The 17,543-nt window shown below is 35.4% G+C and carries 19 protein-coding genes, 1 tRNA gene and 1 pseudogene; 12 read left to right on the plus strand and 9 right to left on the minus strand.

Annotated features, from left to right (window positions below; genetic code table 11):
- Positions 1–8: 8 nt before the first annotated feature.
- Both CJZ72_RS12270 and CJZ72_RS12275 read right to left on the minus strand, forming a co-directional pair.
- Complete coding sequence (locus CJZ72_RS12270; RefSeq protein WP_081135368.1) at positions 9–920, minus strand: glycosyltransferase family 8 protein; 912 nt, start codon at positions 918–920, stop codon at positions 9–11.
- Positions 913–1,770, minus strand: a complete 858-nt coding sequence (locus tag CJZ72_RS12275; protein ID WP_095443882.1) for a glycosyltransferase family 8 protein — start codon at positions 1,768–1,770, stop codon at positions 913–915. The genes CJZ72_RS12270 and CJZ72_RS12275 overlap by 8 nt, the downstream gene beginning before the upstream one ends.
- 319 nt (positions 1,771–2,089) lie before the next feature.
- Here CJZ72_RS12275 and CJZ72_RS12280 point away from each other — a divergent pair, with 319 nt between their 5' ends.
- The 3 genes and pseudogenes from CJZ72_RS12280 to CJZ72_RS15155 form a co-directional block, all read left to right on the plus strand.
- Positions 2,090–2,899: a Cof-type HAD-IIB family hydrolase gene (locus tag CJZ72_RS12280; protein ID WP_005878118.1), complete on the plus strand. Its 810-nt coding sequence runs from the start codon at positions 2,090–2,092 to the stop codon at positions 2,897–2,899.
- A gap of 28 nt (positions 2,900–2,927) precedes the next feature.
- Positions 2,928–3,419, plus strand: a complete 492-nt coding sequence (locus tag CJZ72_RS12285; protein ID WP_095443883.1) for an isochorismatase family cysteine hydrolase — start codon at positions 2,928–2,930, stop codon at positions 3,417–3,419.
- 143 nt (positions 3,420–3,562) lie between these two features.
- A pseudogene (locus tag CJZ72_RS15155) lies at positions 3,563–3,682 on the plus strand (DUF3788 family protein); the annotation flags it as partial.
- A gap of 551 nt (positions 3,683–4,233) precedes the next feature.
- Here CJZ72_RS15155 and CJZ72_RS12295 read toward each other — a convergent pair.
- Positions 4,234–4,307: transfer RNA gene (locus CJZ72_RS12295), tRNA-Ile, on the minus strand.
- 170 nt (positions 4,308–4,477) lie between these two features.
- Here CJZ72_RS12295 and CJZ72_RS12300 point away from each other — a divergent pair.
- The 4 genes from CJZ72_RS12300 (at position 4,478) to CJZ72_RS12315 (ending at position 5,904) form a co-directional block, all read left to right on the plus strand.
- The gene (locus CJZ72_RS12300; RefSeq protein ID WP_081135375.1) at positions 4,478–4,783 is read left to right on the plus strand and encodes a hypothetical protein; all 306 of its coding nucleotides are present in this window, start codon (positions 4,478–4,480) and stop codon (positions 4,781–4,783) included.
- 172 nt (positions 4,784–4,955) lie between these two features.
- Positions 4,956–5,210, plus strand: coding sequence for a hypothetical protein (locus tag CJZ72_RS12305; protein ID WP_005878123.1), 255 nt, complete (start codon positions 4,956–4,958; stop codon positions 5,208–5,210).
- 29 nt (positions 5,211–5,239) lie between these two features.
- Entirely contained in the window at positions 5,240–5,485 is a 246-nt protein-coding gene (locus CJZ72_RS12310) for a helix-turn-helix domain-containing protein (RefSeq protein WP_081135378.1), read from the plus strand.
- Positions 5,486–5,523: 38 nt separating this feature from the next.
- Complete coding sequence (locus CJZ72_RS12315; RefSeq protein ID WP_095443884.1) at positions 5,524–5,904, plus strand: TIGR02328 family protein; 381 nt, start codon at positions 5,524–5,526, stop codon at positions 5,902–5,904.
- Positions 5,905–6,356: 452 nt separating this feature from the next.
- On the opposite strand, the gene CJZ72_RS12320 is transcribed toward CJZ72_RS12315, so the two are convergent.
- Both CJZ72_RS12320 and CJZ72_RS12325 read right to left on the minus strand, forming a co-directional pair.
- Entirely contained in the window at positions 6,357–6,953 is a 597-nt protein-coding gene (locus CJZ72_RS12320; RefSeq protein ID WP_081135386.1) for a hypothetical protein, read from the minus strand.
- A gap of 201 nt (positions 6,954–7,154) precedes the next feature.
- A complete protein-coding gene (locus tag CJZ72_RS12325; protein ID WP_005878127.1) occupies positions 7,155–7,355 on the minus strand; it encodes a cold-shock protein in 201 nt (66 codons plus the stop codon).
- Between the two features lie 697 nt (positions 7,356–8,052).
- On the opposite strand from CJZ72_RS12325, the gene CJZ72_RS14550 reads away from it, so the two are divergent.
- Together CJZ72_RS14550 and CJZ72_RS12330 are read left to right on the plus strand one after the other, a co-directional pair.
- Positions 8,053–8,202, plus strand: a complete 150-nt coding sequence (locus CJZ72_RS14550; RefSeq protein WP_005878128.1) for a hypothetical protein — start codon at positions 8,053–8,055, stop codon at positions 8,200–8,202.
- A 211-nt stretch (positions 8,203–8,413) separates the two neighbouring features.
- Entirely contained in the window at positions 8,414–8,866 is a 453-nt protein-coding gene (locus tag CJZ72_RS12330) for a Spx/MgsR family RNA polymerase-binding regulatory protein (RefSeq protein ID WP_081135388.1), read from the plus strand.
- 24 nt (positions 8,867–8,890) lie between these two features.
- Here CJZ72_RS12330 and CJZ72_RS12335 read toward each other — a convergent pair whose 3' ends face one another.
- Positions 8,891–10,390, minus strand: a complete 1,500-nt coding sequence (locus CJZ72_RS12335; RefSeq protein WP_232509746.1) for a helix-turn-helix domain-containing protein — start codon at positions 10,388–10,390, stop codon at positions 8,891–8,893.
- 696 nt (positions 10,391–11,086) lie between these two features.
- On the opposite strand from CJZ72_RS12335, the gene CJZ72_RS12340 reads away from it, so the two are divergent.
- The 3 genes from CJZ72_RS12340 to CJZ72_RS12350 all read left to right on the plus strand — a co-directional run bounded on the left by CJZ72_RS12340 (position 11,087) and on the right by CJZ72_RS12350 (position 13,450).
- Positions 11,087–11,341 carry a hypothetical protein gene (locus CJZ72_RS12340; RefSeq protein ID WP_005878130.1) on the plus strand — a complete coding sequence of 85 codons (255 nt, stop codon included), beginning with the start codon at positions 11,087–11,089 and terminating at the stop codon, positions 11,339–11,341.
- A 229-nt stretch (positions 11,342–11,570) separates the two neighbouring features.
- Complete coding sequence (locus tag CJZ72_RS14555) at positions 11,571–11,732, plus strand: hypothetical protein (RefSeq protein ID WP_179135156.1); 162 nt, start codon at positions 11,571–11,573, stop codon at positions 11,730–11,732.
- 1,307 nt (positions 11,733–13,039) lie between these two features.
- Complete coding sequence (locus CJZ72_RS12350; protein ID WP_081135394.1) at positions 13,040–13,450, plus strand: hypothetical protein; 411 nt, start codon at positions 13,040–13,042, stop codon at positions 13,448–13,450.
- Here the strand turns inward: CJZ72_RS12350 and CJZ72_RS12355 are convergent.
- From CJZ72_RS12355 to CJZ72_RS12365, 3 genes are all read right to left on the minus strand, one after another.
- Entirely contained in the window at positions 13,367–14,542 is a 1,176-nt protein-coding gene (locus CJZ72_RS12355) for a helix-turn-helix domain-containing protein (protein ID WP_081135396.1), read from the minus strand. The genes CJZ72_RS12350 and CJZ72_RS12355 overlap by 84 nt on opposite strands.
- A 294-nt stretch (positions 14,543–14,836) precedes the next feature.
- Positions 14,837–15,259, minus strand: a complete 423-nt coding sequence (locus tag CJZ72_RS12360; RefSeq protein ID WP_157728893.1) for a beta/alpha barrel domain-containing protein — start codon at positions 15,257–15,259, stop codon at positions 14,837–14,839.
- A 150-nt stretch (positions 15,260–15,409) separates the two neighbouring features.
- Positions 15,410–17,494: a mucin-binding protein gene (locus CJZ72_RS12365; RefSeq protein WP_095443886.1), complete on the minus strand. Its 2,085-nt coding sequence runs from the start codon at positions 17,492–17,494 to the stop codon at positions 15,410–15,412.
- Between the last annotated feature and the right edge of the window lie 49 nt (positions 17,495–17,543).

Genomic DNA, 17,543 nt, shown 5'->3' on the forward strand with positions numbered 1-17,543 from the left:
GTGATTGTTTATTTAACAAATGTATTTCGATTACGATTTCGATTGACTTGTGCATACAATGGATATTGTGGAAACTTCTCTACACAGCGGAAAGCAGTCATGTTTGCATATTTTTCGTAATATTTTTTACTTGATCCTTTAAAATCTTTGCTCCACGGTTTCACATGTCCAGAGAAATGGATGATCGATGGGTTTTGGCGTGCTTCTTCGTATTCTTTTTCCCCTTTTGCAGTGGGATGTTTTTTCGCATTGGCCATGATGTAGCCTTGCGCATTCCATTTAGGATGAAGAGCAATCCAACGATCATGTAGTACAGCATTCAATGCATCTTGGTCATGGAATCGTAGTTTTTCTGGATTTTCTTCAATAAATTTTAGAACTTTATGCGTGATATCTTGTTCTAACCATTTTTCGACATTGATCAGCATCAAGCCAGAATTGAAGTAACGCATTGATTTAGCAGGAATCTCCATTTTTTCCAAACGTTGGTGGAACCCAGCATCTTCAATAGCTGCGACGATGGCACCATTGAAATCAAGAGACCATAATTTTGTTATGTCATCTAAAGCGACCATGTCACAGTCCATATATAAAATACGTTCGACATTTTTTCCTCTAAATAATTCTGGGATGGCGATTCTGTAATATGCTGTTTCCGGAATACGGTCACTCGTTACGACATTTTCAAAGAACTCTTTGTTGATTTTCAAAAACTCTACGTCAGTATTCATACGAGAATTTTTTACTGAAAAACGCAATAATTTTTTGCTTTCAGCATCGATATTGTCGTCAACGACATAAAATCTTACAAATGTTTTTGGATCACTGTTTTCTAATACTGATACAAAAAGCGCCGCTAGATGAGGCACAAATTTTGTATTACAACTTGATACGATCGCTATTTCTTTTCTTCTATTCATTTACCTCGCCTACTTTCATTAATGCGCTATGCGCTAATTTTTTTAAATAAATCGTTGTATATGGGTGGTCTTTCAATGTGTTCCACGGTTTATCGTGTCCTGTAAAGTGGACGATAGCTGGGGAAGCATTGCCTTCCTTATACAATTTTTCGTATGTTTCATCAGGTGCAGGATGACGTTCAAAGATAAGAGATGTCTGCATGTTCCAACGTGGTTCTAATTGTTCCCAGTTGCCATACAATACAGCATTCAATGCATCCTGGTCGTGATAGATGATTCGATCCCCATTTTCTTTCAAATAGTTGATCGTTTTTTCTGTAATCGATTGTTCATTCCAACGTTCGATGTCGATGATCATCACACCAGAGTTGAAATAATATTCGTTAGAATCAATGCCCAAGCGTTTCAACGCTTTGGTTTGTCCAGGATCGATCACTGCACCGATCGTATGATCGTTCAATGATGTGTCATATAGATCAACGATATCATCCAGTACTAAAATATCTGAATCAAGATAAAGTACTTCTTTATAGTTGTATTTCGTTAAAATTTTAGGTAAAGAAATTCTCAGGTAAGCAGTAGTCGTTATATGATCACTAACCAAAAAATCTTCGTACACATCTGTGTCAACTGTCAGGAACTGGATACTTGCATTTGCCGAATGATCACTCACCGTCTGTCTTAATCCTTCTTTGCTGTATTCAGAGATCCCGTCATCAATCACGTAAAAGTAAATGTGTCTTGATTTGTTACAATTGTCCAATGCTGTTGCGATCATTACGCTTAAATAAGGAGCGTAATTTTCATCTGAAGCAGTTACCACTGGAACGATCCCCTGTTTTTTCTCCATTAAAATCACTCCTTTTTTTAATCTTTTTCTAACCTTTTCTATATCTAGAATATGCCTGATCAAACGTTAAAGCAAAATATATGCTTCATTTTCAATGAATATTTTGCAAAAATAATGTTTTTTTTTAGCTTTGAAAACGTTAACTTATCAAGTTTTTTGCCTATTTATTCAAAGGTATTGACCAAATTGCTACTACTTATAGTCAAATGGAAATAGAGAATTTTTTTTGAAAAAATTCATCACGCAGTGCATTTTATTTTCATTTTTGGTATTTCTCATTTAATCTTAAAATAAGCACACAACAAAGGGAGCGAAAATTATGAAATTAGCTGCAATAGATCTAGATGGTACATTACTTGATCGAAGCGGAGAAATACCAGAAAAAAATATCGAGGCTTTACAAAACTTTGACAGAAATGGTGGAATTGTAACGGTTGCTACGGGACGCAACAGCATTTCAGCGAAAGATATTTTTGAAAAACTGGGCATTGGTGGCTATCTGATCTCTTCTAACGGTTCATTCGTTGCAGAAATGGAAAAAGGAAAAATCGTCAACGTCTTGAAACGTGCGAAAATCGAATTGCCAACATTGAAACGCGCCTTTTATCTCGCACAAAAAGCAAAAATCTCGATCATTGCAAGTCGCGAAACCCAAGATGACCAACTAACATTTGATGAATCTAGTTTAGTAAAAAATGACCCTTACTATAAACAATTCCGTTTACAGAAACAGTCATTTGAAGATATCGAAAAACTACTGGAGGACCCTTCTTTAAGCTATTTGAAATTAGCTTTGACAGATAGAGATGAGAGTAAGCTGCAACAGTTGCAACGTGATTTGGCTGATGAGGGAATCGACTCTGTCTTCTCAGACCCCCACTTTTTGGAGATCACACCTAAAGGCATCACAAAAGCACACTCACTCATCTTTTTAGGTCAATACTTGGGAATCGAGCCTAGTGAGATCATGGCATTTGGCGACCAAGAAAATGATATCGCGATGTTGAAAGTAAGTGGACTAAGTATCGCAATGGGCAATGCTCAACCACAAGTGAAAGACATCGCAAATGAAGTGACGAAGACCAACGAAGAAGCTGGCGTTGCGTATATCATCAAAAATTATTATTGAGTTTCACAAGGTGAATGGAGGGATCAACGTGTTAGTAATCATCGATATGCAAAACCAAGTGCTTGATCCAACGAGTGATTTTTATGTTCCAGGTTCTGAAGAGTTGGTGGATCGAATTGCGCAACGCTTAGCTAAAGCTAGGGAAAATAATGAATTGGTTTTATTTACTAGAGATATTCCCATCGAAAAAAAAGGCGTAGAGGAAGAAATCCCAGCACTACAATTGATTCCTAAGCTTGCCCCTCTACCAAATGAACGAGTGATCAAGAAATACTATTTCACTCAGCCACCAGAAAAACTTGTTGAGCTAAAAAACCAGTTATTTGATCGAAAAGATGAACAGAAATCAATCGAAGTTGTGGGCATAGAAACGAATCTATGTGTCTTGTCTAATACGATTGCTTTACAAAGTGCTTTTCCAGAGGCAGATTTTTTCCTTGATCCAGCGCTGTTATCAGAAAATCAACACGGTAAAATGGCCATCGAATTACTAAAGGACTTCAATGTATCGATTCTCTAAAAAGAGGTCGAGACAAAAGTCATTTAGGTTTGAGAAATTGTAGAAAAAAGAGGTTGGGACAAAAGTAATAAACACTTTTGTCCCAACCTCTTTTTGAATTTTCCGAAAAACCTGACTTTTGAACGCCGTTTATTTGAGAGAGGCTGGGACAGAAGTGTTTAGCTCCGAGAAATAAGCAGAAATTAACGAAAATTGCTTTTCGAATTTTTGTGAATTTCTGCTTATTTCCGAAGGAGTTGCTTCTGCTCCCGCCGTTTACTCGAAAGTCTGTAACAAACCTGATTTTTAGATTTGTATCACATTCTTTAAATCTTCTATCACCATTTATTTAGTTGAAAATACTTTGACAAATCTTTCTCAAACAATTGATTTATCAATTATTCCCGCTTATTTTACGAATTAAATAGATTTTTTCTTCTATTATATTACATTTATTCTGTACATACATTCAGTGTCTGGTCTGCCTTTCCCGTTTGTCGTGTTTTCATCACAAATTTGAGATTTCTGTTCAGTATTTCACCTATTCTCACATTTGCGGCTGAATTGATCAATAAAACACAGAATCATCGATTGTCTAGCTTAATCAATCTATTTATACTGGAAAGAATAGGATCAATCACCTACGTCCGATCATGTGTTGGTCGTTTTCCTCGTTTTTCTGCTAGCAACACTTTATTCGGTTATCTTTCACTAATATATCTATCTATTTTACTCCGCCAAATTCTGGCTGAGTTTTTAGTGAGGCAAAGCAAAAAATCAAATTTTTCCATATAAAAAAACGAAGACCAAATGATCCTCGTTTTTTCGAACTTGATGTACCCTGTAGGACTCGAACCTACGACCGGACGGTTATGAGCCGTCTGCTCTAACCAACTGAGCTAAGGGTACCTGTTAAAAATAACCTATTTTCACTATATCATGTAGATTTAGAAGAAACAATCTCAAATAAAACATCACATCTGTTTTTTAATATTTATTATTCCTCTAGCTTTCAATATTGTCACAACAATTGTATAATCTAAAAATCATGCTATTCTTATAAAAAAGGAGGAACCCTTATGCCATTTATCGCTATTCTTTTAGACCTGTTAGCCGCGGGTGCATATTTTTTACAGTTAAACCATCAAACAGAAACATTTCTGCTTATCGGTCTTATCTTTCAAGGGATCGTTACCCTCATCCTTTGTTTTATGACAATTACTTATAAAGGGAAACGATATGCTGCTATCCAACCTCGGCTGTTTATTCGTTACGTATCTATACGCTACGCAATCATCATTTACTCTTTTATAATAAATGCTGTTTTCTTATTTTTATACGTACTCAACTTCTTAGATATCAATCCCCTTGTCTTCCCCAAATAATATCATCTGACTCCATTTCATAGCATATTATTTGTTATGTTACCTAGAAAATGATATCTTTTATTTAAGGTGTTTTTTTACATCGTCTAATAGACGATGTAAATGATGCTTTTTTGATTGTCCTTTTATATTTTAGCGGCTGTTTAGCAAAAAAATTACAGGAGTTCATCTTATGATAACATTGGTTCGCCTTATTTTTTTAGTTCCGACCATCGTTCTTATTCCGGTTATTTGTTATTTCATAAGATGGAATAAAGAACGTATTCTTTTGGCACTATTTACTTTCCCCGCTTTATTTTTTATCAATAAAATACTAAACTATCAGTATTTCCAGTCAGATCAATTATTCGTTGAAGAACTGATTGGCTTTATTTTATCCTTATTTCTACCAATCGCATACTTGATTTATTTAAATAAGAAGCGATAATCGTATCAAAACGAATGGGAGGCATATCGATGAGCATTGAAGAAGCGATTTTATTAGATACATTACGTTGCAGACTGGATTTTTTGAGAAAAAAGAACAATCTGACAACTAGTGAAGTGGCTGAACAAGTAGCGATCCCTCTTGAAGAGTATCAGCAGTATGAAGAAGGCAACACATGTCCGACCGTGATAGAACTACTTTTTATAGCTGATTTTTACGATGTCTCAATTGACTATTTGATTGGCAGGTCTGAAAATCCAGAACGATTATCTTGACCTTAGAAGACAATTACTTATAGAAAAGGTGGATACCCATGCGATTATGGCATCAGGAACTAATTTCTTTATTACCAAGACAGCAGCTACTAGGACAGCATAGAGAATGCTGCGCGCTCCGGGGAAATGGTTGGGGCAAAAAGCATGCAACTGTCGATTATGTCTTTCACTATTCACCTTATAAGCTTTACCAATACCACCAACTAGTCCTTTTAGAAATGGAAAGTCGTGGTTATTTTCCCGCACCTGAATGGCGGATTGCTGAATACCGTGGAAAATCATGTGAAAGCTATCATAATCTTGTGCCAGTCGAGCAGACATCACCGATCTATCCAGAACATAATGAAAACTATCTAATGGAATGTTTAACTAATCTTAGACAAAAAGGAATTGAATTAGTTATCCCGCCAGTTGAATGATTTTTTTCTTCTAGTAGTGTTCAATTCAACTAATTGAGAGATTGGAACAGAAGATTGCTTCTGCTTCCATTATTTATTCATGCTTAGATGATGAATGTGGGACAAATCTAAAAATCAGGTTTGCTACAGACTCTCAAGTAAACGGCGGGAGCAGAAGCAACTCCTTCGGCTTATTTCTCGGAGTTAAACACTTCTGTCCCAGCCTCTCTCAAATAAACGGCATTCAAAAGTCAGTTTTTTCGGAAATTTCAAAAAAATGAGCAATACAAAAAACGCATTGTTCGTTTTTTTAATTTCTCAAACCTAAACGACTTTTGTCTCGACCTCATCATCTAATTTCCCATCAGATAGTTAAAAAAATTCTTTAGCAACTCTTCATATGCGTAAAGATCAATTTCCATTCGTTCTTCGTTCATTTATTTTGCTACTATCGTCTTTTTAGCTTTTTCTACTTATCCTCCATAAGGCAGACTAGAATGATGAAGATTGATCATTAGCTTTCCCTCATGATTTTTAATAAAGCCGAAAGTATATTCAGCTTTTGTTTCTTCGCCTGTTTTATCAGAAAAGTAATACTCTCCTGAAGCTACAGCAGAGTCCTCATCGATGATCGTGTCGTGATTCTCAAAACGGACCTTCTTCCAAGGTTGTAAGGCAAACCCATGATCTTCACTCACCTCGCCTCCCACAAAATAAGAAATAGCTTCTGCTTTTGTAGAACGAAATGGCTGTTGTGCTGCTTTCGTAGGTTTGAACAAAACCGTTCCTTCGTCAAAGGCATACTGCGATTCCACGACTTCTCTCGCTTTTTCCTTTGCTTTTTCCAAACTTTCTTCACTTGCTGCACCGATTGCAATGACTGCATTAGCCCAATCTTCTCGTGCTTTGTTTACTTCCATTACTGTAATTTGTTCTTTTTTTATTACCAATGGTCCTTTTGCATTTGTTGATTCTACACTACTTGTTGTAGTTTCCTCTTCTGAACGATGTATCGTACAACCTGCTAAAGTTAACGTCATTGCCGAAAACAAAAAAATTTTTTTAATCATATGTATGTATCTCCTTTCTAATAAAAGAGTAAATGAATAAGTAATTTTATTATTTTTTATAATAAATACTTAATAAAAAATTTACTATTTCAAAACAATTCGACTTCTTGTACTATACAAAACAAAAAAGCTCACTAATAAATGGACGGTTGCACAAAAAAAGACCTCTCATTTAAGAGAGGCCTTTTGTTCATTCAATGATTAAGCTTTAACGATGTTAACTGCTTGAGGGCCACGTTGACCGTCTTCAATATCAAAAGTCACTGCTTGACCTTCGTCTAATGTTTTGAATCCGTCACCTTGGATAGCTGAGAAATGTGCAAAAACATCATTTCCGTCTTCAGCTGTGATGAAACCAAAACCTTTATCTGCATTAAACCATTTTACTGTACCGTTATTCATGTATATTTCCTCCTGATACGTATCAAAATACGTTGATTGATGCAATAAATTATTGATAGGCAAAAGGAGTCTTAAACTAAAATAGTAGCTCGAATTACGTTTCAAAATAGATTACTTATATAATATACCATGGTTCAAATCGAAACACAAGAATAACGATTGCATCTTTAGCTATTTCTTTTTTAAGCGCATGGATCCTCCAATAGTCGGGGAATAAAATGGCGGTTCACTTCACTTCTTGCTCAATAAATCAGTCCAACATTCAATAGAGGTTTTTAATAAATCTGAGTTGTCTCACTAATAAAACAATATCCCGATCATTAAGTGATCTATGTGCTTTATTTCAACTATTATTTTCTGAGACTCGTCTTCTAACTTGGACTCATTGATCAATCAACTAAATGAAGATTCAAACTCCAGTTAAATCATTGCCATTTCACGACCATGCACTTTTTATTGAAGCTTACACTGTTGTTCATCTCTCTCCCCTACACTCCACAGGATTTTGTTCTTTGACCCCAATACTTTTTCAAAATGAGCTATTTTTTCTCATTTTATCGTCGCAATTACTGCCTTCTCATTTTGTTAATAAATATTTAAGTAGCAATTATTCGTTGTTTGTGTTATATTTAAAAGTGGAATTTCGTTATCAACGTGTAGTTGCCTTTCGTATGAAACAAAGAAAGGAGAATGAATTATGACATTCTATAACAAAGAATTACAATATCGCGTAACATTGGATACACAATTGAATCTATTTATCGTATTTGATAAAAAAGATGAAAATCGTGTGGCTACAGGTGTTACGATCGAACAAGCTGTCCAAGAATTGAAAAAATCCGCATAGGAGTGAAAAACTCAATGAACGATTGCAGTTCTAGTTCACTGTAAAAGCATCTACTTTTAACTGAAAGTAGGTGCTTTTTTGTTTCCAATTTTATTTTCTTCCATCTATAACAACGGTCATTTTTATTGAAAAATCATCATTTTTTTGTCCATTCACCTTTATTCTTTGGTGCTACTATAGTGGTGCAGTAAGATTTGAAGGAGGAAAATAAATGATCTTTTTATATACAATGCCTGGTTGCAACTCATGCCGTTTCGCTAGAAAGTGGCTCTATGACCACCAAATCGATTACAAAGAAAGAAGTTTGAATGCGCAGCCATTGACAAAAAAAGAATTTTTTATGATGCTTCACTTAACTAAAAATGGCTTGAATGAAGTTTTATCCACCCATTCATTCAGCTACAAAAAAATAAAGGATCAATTAGATTCTCTAACTCTTGAAGAGCTTTACCGAGAAATCCAAAAAGATCCATCTTTATTGAAGCGACCAATCATTACTGACCATCACAAAAAGTTTTTGACTGGATTCAGTGAAGATAAAATCAGGTTGTTTTTACCGAGAACAGCTCGTAAACAGGCATTAAATGACATCCTCCTGATCGATCATCTCACACAGTTCGATGCAAGCGAAGTTTCTCTACCTACATACGCTATGTTTAAATGATCGATCTTAATGAGTCAGTGTCATCTACTCAAGGAGCGACTGGATATTTTTGCCACGCAACTCCTTCATCACTGATTTAAGTCTTCGCCAATCATTTACTGTCGGTTGACCGCTCCAGTAAAAAACAGGTGTATTTTCTAACCCATAAACTTCTAGATCGATAGGATAATCACTGATCACTAAATCAGGTTTCTCAGAAAAATGTACACATTCCAAAGGACGATTTGTTGCATTAAGTATTCGTTTCTTTTCCCATAATTCTTGTGTTTTTCCGTATTTTGATTGCAATGAAAAAGTTAGCGGTTTTTCGTATTTGATAAATACGTCTCTAGTCAGCATACAGTACTGAAAAATCAAGCGTTGGTTCATCTCGTAATACTGAAGATATTGTTCCCTATCTTCAGAAAGTTCATAAAAGAACCGCTTCATCGTCGGATACATCATGGGAAAAGAACGTTGCAGCTCCTCTTCTCGCACTGTATTTCCAAAAGCATCGATTTTATTTTTCGTTCCAAATACCAGCGATGAACGGTGGATCATAGTCAAATTAACTAATAGATACATCCTTTCCTTATCCGCTAAAGTCACATGAAAATATTTTTCTAGATAATGGACGAAATATGCTTCTTCACTATTCCATCCTTCATTCCTTTTATGGATGTCTAAATCTTTTAAATCGCATTCTAAATACGTATTCATGACCCCATACATAAAGTAAAGAAAGTCACATTCTGTTTCAGCCATATCTTTTAATGAAACCAAATTAACTGCCAATAACGGCTTTAAGATCTTTTCCTTAAATCTTTCTTTTGTTATCAATGGATGCTGAAATACTTCTACATTGTCAGGTATTTCTTGCAGAAAATGCCCTTTTTTGATTCGTTGCAAAGAAATTGCTAGGAAAGCATTGAACTTTTGTCTATCGATTTCTCGCATATAAGGCGCATGCTCAGTGAAAATACTCATGATTTTTTGGTTTTTTTCTACTTTCTTAGTGCTCTCTTGTTCCTTCTCGTCAAATATTTGCCAATACATCAAATGGAAAAAATAGCGTATATGATACTCTTTCCCATCAAGTGGATTCATCCGTTTCAAGCTACATGTCAGATGATAATTCTCTAGAATCTTGTTCATCTCGCCTAATTTTCGTTGTATCGTACGAAGACTCATATAGTATTTTTGACTCAGGTGTTCCAACGAGTGATATTTTTCCTTAAAAAGTGAATCAAGCAACTTAAACCCCACAGAACGACTTAAAATCGTAGCATATATTTTACTTTTTAAAAACAAAGGGCTAAATTCGATCAATATCACCTTCTCTGCTTCAAAAAATGTTAGCTTGTATTCTGAGTAATATGTAGTAAACATTTCAGTATGTCTAATAACCGATAACAGTTTGCTTTGGGTATAATTCAATTCATACATTAATTCTTTTACAGAATAATGTGCTTTATTGTTGTCATAGCAATAACTCAAAAAATTATAGACATGCAACTCATTTGCATCGATCAATTTTGTAAACACTTGATGAACTCCTCTTTCTAAAAAACATCCGCCAGATACTTACCTACACTCCTAGTTTAGGAAACGCTTTGTGATAGTAGCATGAGTGATGCCTGTCTGTCAAAGTCTGGTAAAATCATTGGATTTGCGTATTGTATCTCTCTGACCAAAATGGTAGTTACTAGTGAAATGGCTCATATCCGCTTATTTGATTTTAGGACCATTTTCCGCCGTTTCTTTAAGTTTTTTCTAATTTTCAGCTAGTTTTTCCTTACCTTGACGAAAATTTTTACAGCTAAATAGATTATAGAGAAGAACTGCAAAAAGAACATGCCAAAATAGACTAAAAAAGCAATGATCTCTGTCGTTTTTAAATCGAAAAGCGACAGAGATCATTGCTAGGGATACGCATAAAGAAATTATTTCATTATATGCAAAAAAATTTAGGACATTCGACTCTTTGGAGATCGTTTTGGGAAGATGTCCTAAATTTTTCACATGTTCATTATCTCACAACGATAAAATGACGTCCACAATTTAGGCGTTGCGAACTTATTTTTTTAATACAGGCAACTCTTTTAGATTTTTCTCTCTTGTCCTAAAAACCTTTCACTATCTTAGAACTGAAGATTTATTCCAAGAAACTCAAATCTCTTTGCCCATTTACAAGAACATGCTATCATTTAGCATATGTGGGGGCTATAAGAGGGCGATAGTATGATTACTTTAAGCAAGTTATTATTTTGGGTTCCTTTTATTAGTATTATTCTTTTCTTGCTGCTGTTTACCAAATGGAATAAATACGACACGTTGATGTTTCTATCCGCTTTTCCAGCAATTTATTTTATGATTAAAATCATTGAATATTCTTACGAACAACCGATACAATTATTTGACTACTATCTTAAAGGGTTGGTTATTTCGCTTATCCTATACGTGATTTTCGTTTTTTTTATTATTAAAAAAAAATAAAGTATAAGAGCGAACGACTGTGGGACAAAAGTAAGAAACACTTTTGTCTCATTCTTTAAAAACGGATAAACGACTTTTGTCTCGATCTCACTCAATATGTCATCATCCTTTTGATTTTCCAATACTTTTTTGATACTTCTCTTCTATTATCCATCTTCTCTTTAAGGTATAATTGGTGTTACAGTGGACACACAAACCATTATCCAATTACTTAAATAGGAGGAAACAGATGAAACACATTATATATGTAGGAATGCTTCTACTATGTATTTTGATTGGATTGATCCTTTTACTTTTGAATATCATCAGCTGGTATTCCTATCTAGTCGTAGTAGCAATCGTCGGCATAACTACTTGGCTAGTTGACCCACAAAAAACTCAATCATCATGATCGATCTTTACTTAAAACTAGAGAAGAACCATTTTTTAGATACAGAAAACCTGATTTCTATCCCTTCATAGGATTTGTCAGAATCTCAGGTTTTCTTCACGTTTCATTTTTATTGTATTTCTAGACACTTTCTTCTGAAAGTTTTGATCATGTAACTATACATTCAAAAAAAGATGAGACAAAGTAACGATCACTTCATCTCACCTACGATATCCGAAAAAAGTTGTAAAAGGAAGTCCACGCTTTGCAATAGACGACCGTCCTCAAAAAGTTAGCAAAGTAAAAATCCTGCTGATTTTCTCAGGTTTTCATACTCCGACACTCACTTCTTTTAGTTCCTATAAGCTCTGCCGAATCTATTTTATCATCTAAAAATGAAAAAAATCATCAACTAAAATATTTATCCAAACATATATAGCTAAAAGATAAACTATAAAGTAGCAGCGAATTACTTAAAGATTCAATTAAATGAAAATCATCAACGACACTAAAAGTCCAAAAAAGCCAACAATCGGAATGATTCCCCAAGTTACAAAGGTTCGATCCTTAGCAAGCTTAGAGTCCCTCTGGTCATTATCCATTTCATTCACCTCTACTTTCTACTTAAATAAAACCATAATCTAAAACGTTTGTCAAAAATATATTATTTTTATTCGCAAGATCATTCGTCATTTGTCTAATTGCAAGATCATTTCGTTCTTGATCTGTTAAATTGCAGAACTCTCTGAGTGATTCGGCGAACATTGTCGAGCGTTTTCTTATATTGAACGATCCGAAAGATGTTCATTGATAAATACTATCCTCAGCATTATTTGTAACCCCATTCAAAAACAAATCTATTTTAAATATAAACTCTCAAATACAAATAAAAGCTTGATTAAATAAAGACAAGTTGTATAATTAAATCATCAGATAAATAACACTGATAAAAAATTAAGGGAGTGTAAGAATATGCCACTTTATATTGCGAATAAAAATCTTGATGATAGAGGCTACCACGAAATTCATGAAGCGTCTTGTTTCCGTTTACCAGATGAAAAAAATCAATTATCGATAGGAAGATTCACAGATTGTACCCAAGCGATTCTCGCTGCAAAATCCTCAGATCCGACCGTAAAATATGATGGGTGTTACTTCTGCTGTCCTGGCTGCCATAGAGGATAAATACTATTTCAGGAATTTTCCTATCGCCTATTGTGTTTTATTTCACAAAATACAAAAAATGACTAAAAAAGTGTTCGTCTCCATGCTGTTTTTGTCGCTCAAATTATTTTATAATGGAGTATATAAAAAAAGGAGACCTTTAAATGAAAAAATCGATCCTCTTGCTACTTCCAATCATCTTTTTGATTTCTGGTTGTAGTCAAAACGATTCTACTGACACAACGAGTTCAAAAAAGGCAACTCATGAGAGTACTTCCTCGGTTGAGACTAGTTCGACTGATAGCAGCACATCATCTACAAAACAAGTAACAAGTAGCACCAAAAAAGAAAGTAGCACATCTGATACTCAATCGACAACGACAACAAATTCTGCAGAAGCAACAACTGAGTCAGCCACCCAATCATCAGTTGCTGCAACTGACATTTTAGCCGGCTATTCTGATTTACAGATCGAATACGCTAGAGTCTGGTTAGCCACTATGGGGACGCAATATAAAGAATGGTTGACAGATCCAACTTTTGTGACGAAAATAACCATTCCCGACCTTATTTAAATTCGTTTTTTCCAAAAATGATACCCAAAAATCCGCAAAAACAGTAGCATAACAGGGAAATAGCTTTTTGAAGGTATTCATATTAAAGCTATTTGTCAACGTGAACAAATCATCTATTTGGGGAACAAATACCCCTTGCATGAACTGCTGATAAATTTTTTGCTTGACACATTCCTGTTTACTTTCGTCAAGTATTTTAAAGTATTCCTCAAACGTTTCAAGCCATCCGTCCGAAATCTTATGGTAGAATGCCTCCAATCGGGTATTTTCAAATGTCTGGATCGTTATAGGAACCTCATACATATCGGAGGTGTAGATGACTACGTATAAAAAGTGCCAATCCAATTGTGACCAACTGAAAAGACTCTCAGGCTGTTCAGGGAACTCCAGTGTTTCAAGAATCGATGCTTGGTATTCATCCAATTGCAATTCTTGATTATGTGAGCGTGAGAGATTGATACAAAACAGCCAAATAGCAAGTTCTTCCACCTGGATATCAAAGTGAGGGATAGCTAATTTTTCCAGGATATCTTTCGCCAGATCTAGTGTGAAAGACTTGTTTGCAACCCAAGGAATCCTTGAAAACTGCCTATGGATGCCTAATAAAAACAGATTAGTCATATTTCTTATATCGATCTCTGCACCAACAAAACTTGTCCTATTTGACACTGTGATATGAATCCTATAATTCAACAATGATTGGTTGATCATTTGTATCTTTCTTCTTAATGTGGACAAGCTTACCCCATTTTGGAAACAGAAATCATCGGTATGAAATATACGATGAACAATAAGTGTCTTGATAATTTGATAGGACAAATCTTGAGAAAATAACGACTCGAAAAAATACTGCAAGCTAGAGTTTGTTCGTAGTAAAGTGATCCCATTTTTTTCTATCAAAAGTTTTACTCGCCCGTCTGGATAAACATTTGAAAAAGTCTCTTGGATTTCTTTGCATGTATCTAAGATCAACGCTGAAGAACCTTCCCCGATTTTTTGCCGAAGCTCTCTGGAAGAGACTGGTTGCAGTTCCATATCTAAAATATCCACGATGTTCCTTTTCAAAATTGTTTTTTTATCTAACCCAAACATCCAAACACTCCAATCTTGAGTACAATTGAGTTTTTTGACAAATCACTGATTCTTGCTGATACTCGCAGACAATCCCTCCACTTTGCTTCGTTTAGCGAGAGGATCGATTTGGTAGGAGAAAGCTACTTTTATGTACATGCATAATTATCCAAAGCTGTCATCATGTAACATTTGTTGGGATAAAGACTTCCAACTTACTTCTGCCGTTTTAGATTTCTGCTTATACTATGAATTTATCAATTTTTACACAATTCGTCCATACAAAAAGGATATTTTTTCAATTTTTCAGTTGAATCAGATTATTTGAAGTGAATAAATTAAACAATATTTCGTAAAAGGTAGTGAAAGATTCAATTCCAAGTAGCCTGATTGATAATATCGCTCAAACTCTTCCATTACTTCCGAGTATGTGTCGTCAACTGATGCAGTTAACATCTCAACAAGAAGATAATTTAGGCGCGCATCTAAGTCTAATAGTTTCTTTACAGTAGGTAGGAAATCATCAGCCACTGGGTCACAATCAACAATTGCTTGGGCTTCTTCAGCGTAATGCTTGTAAAGTGCTAATAGTCTATCTGTTTGCGGAAAGCTACATGGAAAAACATTTCTGACTGCTTTGTCATTCTTTAATTGAACCAAAAATTTCTCTATATTTAGATTCCATAAATACATACCTACACCTTCATTTTTGCTAAAATGGCATTCGATCTTATTCATTTTTAGATGGACTACGCACTTCTTGTGATCATTCTTTTCTATTGCTCACAAGAAAATCCACAGTCATTGAGCATTTGTTTATACTTTTACAGAACAAACGAAATGAACATGCATGAGTACAAAAGAAAAAATAATTTCTACTTCTTCCATTCAATCCTTATAAATGATTAGAAACAGAAATAACCAATTTGGAAATAAGCCGAAAATCCCAAGAATTCCTATCAACGATAGATTTGATTTTGTTTCACCTGTTTTAGGATAACTTTTTTCCTGACTAGCTTCATTCGTCTTGAGAGGAACACTCGCTAAGGTACTGTTCGATTTTAAAGTTGTATTCGCAAAGTTACTGTTTGTTTTTACAGTTCCATTCGCTAAGGTCTTGTTCCCTTTTGACGATCCTTTTTGTGTCGAGACAGCTAGAGGAGAAACAACAGCTTGTTTTTCTTTAAGATGTTTAGCTATATCCTTTTTCTGATTGTTAGATTGGTCAATGATTGGTTTAGTTGGCACATTGGTTTTTGTAAGTGATACAACTGATCCATCTTGATTGGTTGGAGACTCTTCAACAAAGACTGCAGGTGGAACTGCTGCTTTTGTATAAACCTGGATTCCTTTACCAGCGATTGCTGTATTGTAAGTGACTGTTCGATTGCTATCTTTCAAAGAAGTCAAATCAGTCGTTGGCGCAATCCCCTGTTCCGCTACCTTTGTTTCATCTGGTATATAGGACCGTTGATTTCCTTCTGTGTCACTCGTTGCTGAAAGTTTTGGTGTATCGACTGCTTGATAGATGGCTTGCGGTGTAGCCACACCTTCTCCTGTCACTAAATCGGTATTGATTGCCCAAGTGATTTCTTGGACCTTATCCGCTGGTGCTTGAGTCGAACCGTCTGTTACAACATAATGGATCGTTCGTGTTGTTTTTTTGGTACTTGGTTTGATGGCATGTGTAAGATGCACATCATACACTTGATCAACCGTTTTATCCGTATCATATGCTAGATTTGCTGGCACTCCATCCGAAACAAGTCTATAGCCTTTAGACTGCAATTCATCCACACTAGCTGTAGTTGAATAATTGGCTGCTTCTCCTGATTTTCCTATAAGCTGATCTGTTTTTATAGTAGCCTTGGTCACATCATCAACATAAACGATACTTATATTTTGGTCAGCATCATCATCAACTTCGATCCCTTTGCCAGTAATTGCTGTATTGTAAGTGACTGTTAGATTGCTATCTTTCAAAGAAGTCAAATCAGTCGTTGGCGCAATAGCTTGTTCCGCTACTTTTGTTTCATCTGGTATATACGACCGTTGATTTTCTTCTGTGTCACTCGTTGCTGAAAGTTTTGGTGTATCGACTGCTTGATAGATGGCTTGCGGTGTAGCCACACCTTCTCCTGTCACTAAATCGGTATTGATTGCCCAAGTGATTTCTTGGACCTTATCCGCTGGTGCTTGAGTCGAACCGTCTGTTACAACATAATGGATCGTTCGCGTTGTTTTTTTAGTACTTGATTTGATGGCATGTGTAAGATGGACATCATACACTTGATCAACCGTTTTATCCGTATCATATGCTAGATTTGCTGATACTCCATCTGTCACAACGCTGTAACCATTCGATTGATATCCATCTAATGCAGTTGCCGTTGAATAGTTGGTTGGATCTCCTGATTTTCCCGTAAGTTGATCTGTTTTGAGTGTCGTTTGTGTAGCATCATCGATATACTTGACAGTGACATTTTGGTCTGATTTTTTGTATATATAAGTGACTGTTATATCTCCTTCCCCAAAGTTACCAGTAGGAGTTCCTATGTTACTCTGTAATTCATACCCAGTAAATGCCTTCTCTTGTGTTTGATAGGCATCTCCGATATGATAGATCGCTGTGTCAGTCACTGTTGGAGCCATTGTACGGTTCGAATCATCGAGATACGCTGTCTTCAAAGTATAATCGATTGCTTTGTAGATGTTCGTAATTTCTTTATCCTTTATGCCAAAGATACCAGTCAAATTACCAGTAGTTGATTGATACGTATAGCCTGGAATGTTAGTAGGTGTGATCGTATAGGCTTGTCCTGGTTGTCCCCCTACCACCTTATCGGCTGCAATCGTTTTTCCTGTGACATCCACAAAATGTTCCACGATCTTTGTATTCACTAGTACCCGTTCCGCATAACTAAAGGTAATGGATTGGTCTGGAACAAGCGTAGTTACAGGGGTTTCATACAAGATATCCGTGTCAACACCATTTTTTAAAATAGTTCCTTCTGCACCATTT

The sequence above is a fragment of the Enterococcus durans genome, from assembly GCF_002277935.1.
Classification (GTDB): domain Bacteria; phylum Bacillota; class Bacilli; order Lactobacillales; family Enterococcaceae; genus Enterococcus_B; species Enterococcus_B durans.